Below are 4,939 nucleotides of genomic sequence, written 5' to 3'. Positions count from 1 at the left end.
GAAGGCGCGCTCCGGCGTCGCCGTCAACGGCTTCGAGGGCGGCCAGATGCCGCTTTACCGGCGCCTGCCGAAGCGCGGCTTCAACAACATCTTCGCCAAGAGCTTTGTCGTCGTGTCGCTGGCCCGTATCCAGGCCGCGCTCGACGCCAAGAAGCTCGACGCGAAGGCGACTGTGACGGCTGATGCGCTGGTCGCGGCCGGCGTCATCCGCCGCGTCAAGGACGGCGTGCGCATCCTCTCCGATGGCGACATCAAGGCCAAGCTCGCCTTCGATGTGGCAGGTGCCTCCAAGGCGGCAATCGAGAAGATCGAAAAGGCCGGCGGTTCGGTGAAGCTGCCGGAAAAGGCCGCCGCCGAGTAACGGCGATTTGAAGCGCGATCGGCAAAGGTGCGACCCGGTTCTGCTTTCGATTGCGCTTTGATTTGACCAATATGGCGGCCGCGTCAACGCGGCCGCTTGCATGTTTACGGTCCGGAGCTTATCTCGTGAGTTTCGGTGATACGCGCGGCCTGTCCTGCGGGCCTTCGAGCGTGACATGGAAATCAAAGAAGTAGAGCATGATGTTGTCCGAAAACCGTTCCACACTTTTCGGCATCATGCTCTAGCGGAGAATCAGGCATGGCTTCGGCTGCTGAACAACTGGCCTCGAATCTGAATTTCTCGGCCTTCGCCAAGGCGGAGGACCTGAAGAAACGCATCTGGTTCACTATCGGCGCGCTGCTCGTCTACCGCCTCGGCACCTACATCCCGCTTCCCGGCATCAATCCCGACGCTTTCGCGCAGGCCTTCCAGTCGCAGAGCAAGGGCGTGCTCGGCATGTTCAACATGTTCGCCGGCGGCGCCGTGCAGCGCATGGCGATCTTTGCGCTGGGCATCATGCCTTACATCTCCGCTTCCATCATCATGCAGTTGATGACCTCGGTCATCCCGTCGCTGGAAGCGCTGAAGAAAGAAGGCGAGCAGGGCCGCAAGATCATCAACCAGTACACGCGCTACGGCACCGTGCTGCTGGCGCTGGTGCAGGCCTATGGCATTTCGGTCGGGCTGGAGGGCGGCAACGGCATCGTCAGCGATCCCGGCATGTTCTTCCGCATCTCGACCGTCGTCACGCTGGTTGGCGGCACCATGTTCCTGATGTGGCTCGGTGAGCAGATCACCGCGCGCGGCATCGGCAACGGCATTTCGCTGATCATCTTCGCCGGCATCGTCGCCGGCCTGCCGCACGCCATCTCCGGCACGCTGGAGCTTGGCCGTACCGGTGCGCTGTCGACCGGTCTGATTCTCGCGATTATCGTTCTCGCCGTCGTCGTCATCGCGCTGATCGTGTTCTTCGAGCGCGCCCAGCGCCGCTTGCTGATCCAGTATCCGAAGCGCCAGGTCGGCAACCGCATGTTCCAGGGCGACACCTCGCATTTGCCGCTGAAGCTCAACACGTCAGGCGTCATTCCGCCGATCTTCGCCTCGTCGCTGCTGTTGCTGCCGGCGACCGTCGCCGGCTTCTCGCAGACGACCAACATGCCTGCCTGGGCCAGCACCATCCTGGCGGCGCTCGGCCATGGCCAACCGCTCTATATGGCGTTCTACGCGGCGATGATCGTGTTCTTCGCCTTCTTCTACACGGCGATCGTCTTCAACCCGAAGGACACCGCCGACCAGCTCAAGAAGCATTCGGGCTTCATTCCGGGCTACCGTCCGGGCGAACGCACCGCCGACTACATCGACTACGTTCTCACCCGCATCACCGTCGTCGGCGCCATCTATCTGGTGCTGGTGTGTCTGCTGCCCGAGTTCCTGATCTCTGCGACTGGCGTACCATTCTACCTCGGTGGCACATCGCTTCTGATCGTGGTCAGTGTAACGCTCGATACGGTGGCGCAAATTCAGGGTCACCTGATCGCGCACCAGTATGAGGGCCTGATCAAGAAGTCGAAGCTGCGCGGGGGGAAGAAGGCCAGATGAGGTTGATATTGCTTGGGCCGCCAGGAGCGGGCAAGGGGACACAAGCACAAAGACTGGTAGAAAAGCACGGCATACCCCAGCTTTCCACTGGCGACATGCTGCGCGCGGCCGTCCAGGCCGGCACCGAAGTCGGCAAGCGCGCCAAGGCTGTGATGGATGCCGGCGAGCTGGTTTCCGACGCGATCGTCAACGCCATCGTGGCCGAGCGCATCGACCAGGCCGATTGCGCCAAGGGCTTCATCCTCGACGGGTACCCACGCACCCTGGTGCAAGCGGACGCGGTCGAATCGATGCTCAGGGAGCGCGGCCTCTCTCTCGACGTCGTCATCGAACTTGTCGTCGACGACAAGGCGCTGGTCGGTCGTATCGTCAAGCGCGCCGAGGAGACCAAGGCCGCCGGTCAGCCGGTGCGCAAGGATGACAATCCAACGGTGTTCGAAGAACGCCTAAGGGAGTACTACAAGAAAACGTCGCCGCTGATCGGCTACTATTACGCCAAGGGCAAGCTCCGAGGCGTCGACGGGATGGCCGGTATCGATGCGGTCACCGAACAGATCGAAGCAGTGCTTAAATCAGCCACCCAAGAGGCTGCCTAGAGAAAGTAGACGATTGCGCTTGACTGGAGCGGTCCGCTGGGGTATGGCGGCCCGTCTTCCTATCAGGCATGAGCTTTGCTTGTCCGCAAGGGCAAGGCAGCCCGTTTTGAACTGGAAACTCCCGCAAGGGCCGGTCTCCACCGGACGCGGGGCAACTTTGATAGCGCTGGGCCTACCTTGTTTCTAAGGGTTGGCCGGCCCACATGGAGAAGAGAAGAACATGGCTCGTATAGCCGGCGTCAACATTCCGACCAACAAGCGCGTTGTCATCGCGCTTCAGTACATTCACGGCATTGGCAAGAAGTTCGCCCAGGAGATCGTCGACAAGGTCGGCATCCCGGCCGAGCGCCGCGTCAACCAGCTGACCGACGCCGAAGTCCTGCAGATCCGCGAGACGATCGACCGCGACTACCAGGTCGAAGGCGACCTGCGCCGCGAAGTGTCGATGAACATCAAGCGGCTGATGGACCTCGGCTGCTATCGCGGCCTGCGCCATCGTCGCTCGCTGCCGGTTCGTGGCCAGCGCACGCATACCAATGCCCGCACCCGCAAGGGCCCGGCCAAGTCGATCGCCGGCAAGAAGAAGTAATTTAGGGCAGTAAGGGAGTAGGGCAGTACGGCAATAGGATCGGCAGACATACTGCCCTACTGCCATATTCCCCTACTGCCTTCTCCCTGGTGGAGCCGCTGGCATTACGGCGGTGTAGAGATCAACTGAAAGGACTACCATGGCCAAGGAAGCCGCTCGTGTTCGCCGTCGCGAACGCAAGAACATCTCGTCGGGCGTTGCCCACGTCAATTCGACCTTCAACAACACGATGATCACCATCACCGACGCGCAGGGCAATTCGATTGCCTGGTCGTCGGCCGGCGCCCAGGGCTTCAAGGGTTCGCGCAAGTCGACCCCGTTCGCCGCCCAGATGGCCGCCGAGGACGTCGCCAAGAAGGCCCAGGAACACGGCATGCGCATGCTCGAAGTCGAGGTCTGCGGACCCGGCTCCGGTCGTGAATCGGCGCTGCGCGCCCTGCAGGCGGCCGGCTTCACCATCACCTCGATCCGTGATGTGACGCCGATCCCGCACAATGGCTGCCGCCCGCGCAAGAAGCGCCGCGTCTAAAATTACTGAACGCCGCGTGAACGCCAAAAGCGTTCCTCCGCGGTTTTCCAGGTCGCCCGCCACGATTGGATGGTGGCGGGTCAACGGAAGGAAAGCATCATGATCCAGAAAAATTGGCAGGAACTGATCAAGCCGAACAAGATCGAGTTCTCGTCGAAGAAGAAGACGCTGACCACGCTGGTCGCCGAGCCGCTGGAGCGGGGCTTTGGCCTCACGCTCGGCAACGCGCTGCGTCGCGTGCTTCTGTCTTCGCTGCGCGGCGCGGCTGTGACCGCCGTGCAGATCGACGGCGTTCTGCACGAATTCTCGTCCATCGCCGGCGTGCGCGAGGACGTGACCGACATCGTCTTGAACATCAAGGAAATCGCCATCCGCATGGAAGGCGACGGCCCCAAGCGCATGGTCGTGCGCAAGCAGGGACCGGGTGCGGTTCTCGCCGGCGACATCCAGACGGTTGGCGATGTCGAGATCCTCAACCCCGACCACGTCATCTGCACGCTGGACGAAGGCGCTGAGATCCGCATGGAATTCACCGTCGACACCGGCAAGGGTTACGTGCCTGCCGAGCGCAACCGCGCCGAGGACGCGCCGATCGGCCTGATCCCGGTCGACAGCCTCTATTCGCCGGTCAAGAAGGTCTCCTACAAGGTCGAGAACACCCGCGAGGGCCAGGTTCTCGACTATGACAAGCTGACCATGACCATCGAGACCGACGGGTCGATCTCGGGCGAGGACGCGGTGGCTTTCGCTGCCCGCATCCTGCAGGACCAGCTCGGCCTGTTCGTCAATTTCGACGAGCCGCAGAAGGAAGTCGCCACGGAGGCCGTCACCGAGCTTGCCTTCAACCCGGCGCTGCTCAAGAAGGTCGACGAGCTCGAGCTTTCGGTGCGTTCGGCCAACTGCCTGAAGAACGACAACATCGTCTATATCGGCGACCTGATCCAGAAGACCGAAGCCGAGATGCTGCGCACCCCGAACTTCGGCCGCAAGTCGCTGAACGAGATCAAGGAAGTGCTGGCGGCAATGGGCCTGCACCTCGGCATGGAAGTGCCGGACTGGCCGCCGGAAAACATCGAAGACCTCGCCAAGCGTTACGAAGACCAATATTGAGCATGAATTCCAAGGATCGGCGGCGTGAGCCGCTCGATCCGACGGTCATGCGGAAAATCATCAGAGGCCGTGGCCTCTTGAACAACTGAAGAAGGAAAAGAGCCATGCGCCACGGTTTCAAAGGCCGCCGCTTCGCCCGCAGCATCAGCCACCGC

6 protein-coding genes are annotated in these 4,939 nt (G+C 61.9%); all 6 read left to right on the top strand.

The window, feature by feature from the left end; translation table 11 throughout:
• Positions 1-361 (top strand): 50S ribosomal protein L15 (rplO, locus tag CN311_RS29735; RefSeq protein WP_097577172.1); only part of this gene is annotated, 361 nt, incomplete at its 5' end.
• A 258-nt stretch (positions 362-619) separates the two neighbouring features.
• Positions 620-1,960, top strand: a complete 1,341-nt coding sequence (gene secY / locus CN311_RS29730; RefSeq protein ID WP_097577171.1) for a preprotein translocase subunit SecY — start codon at positions 620-622, stop codon at positions 1,958-1,960.
• Positions 1,957-2,556, top strand: a complete 600-nt coding sequence (locus CN311_RS29725; RefSeq protein ID WP_097577170.1) for an adenylate kinase — start codon at positions 1,957-1,959, stop codon at positions 2,554-2,556. Before secY ends, CN311_RS29725 begins: the two co-directional genes overlap by 4 nt.
• 220 nt (positions 2,557-2,776) lie before the next feature.
• Positions 2,777-3,145 carry a 30S ribosomal protein S13 gene (gene rpsM / locus CN311_RS29720; protein ID WP_006205445.1) on the top strand — a complete coding sequence of 123 codons (369 nt, stop codon included), beginning with the start codon at positions 2,777-2,779 and terminating at the stop codon, positions 3,143-3,145.
• A 139-nt stretch (positions 3,146-3,284) separates the two neighbouring features.
• Positions 3,285-3,674: a 30S ribosomal protein S11 gene (gene rpsK, locus CN311_RS29715; RefSeq protein ID WP_006205444.1), complete on the top strand. Its 390-nt coding sequence runs from the start codon at positions 3,285-3,287 to the stop codon at positions 3,672-3,674.
• Positions 3,675-3,773: 99 nt separating this feature from the next.
• Positions 3,774-4,784, top strand: a complete 1,011-nt coding sequence (locus CN311_RS29710; RefSeq protein WP_032933403.1) for a DNA-directed RNA polymerase subunit alpha — start codon at positions 3,774-3,776, stop codon at positions 4,782-4,784.
• Positions 4,785-4,939 lie beyond the last annotated feature (155 nt).

Origin of the sequence: Mesorhizobium sanjuanii (assembly GCF_002529485.1) — a bacterium.
GTDB classification, from domain to species: Bacteria; Pseudomonadota; Alphaproteobacteria; order Rhizobiales; family Rhizobiaceae; genus Mesorhizobium; species Mesorhizobium sanjuanii.
The sequence above is the reverse complement of the archived record's forward strand: the minus strand, read 5'-3'. Positions and strand labels throughout refer to the sequence as shown.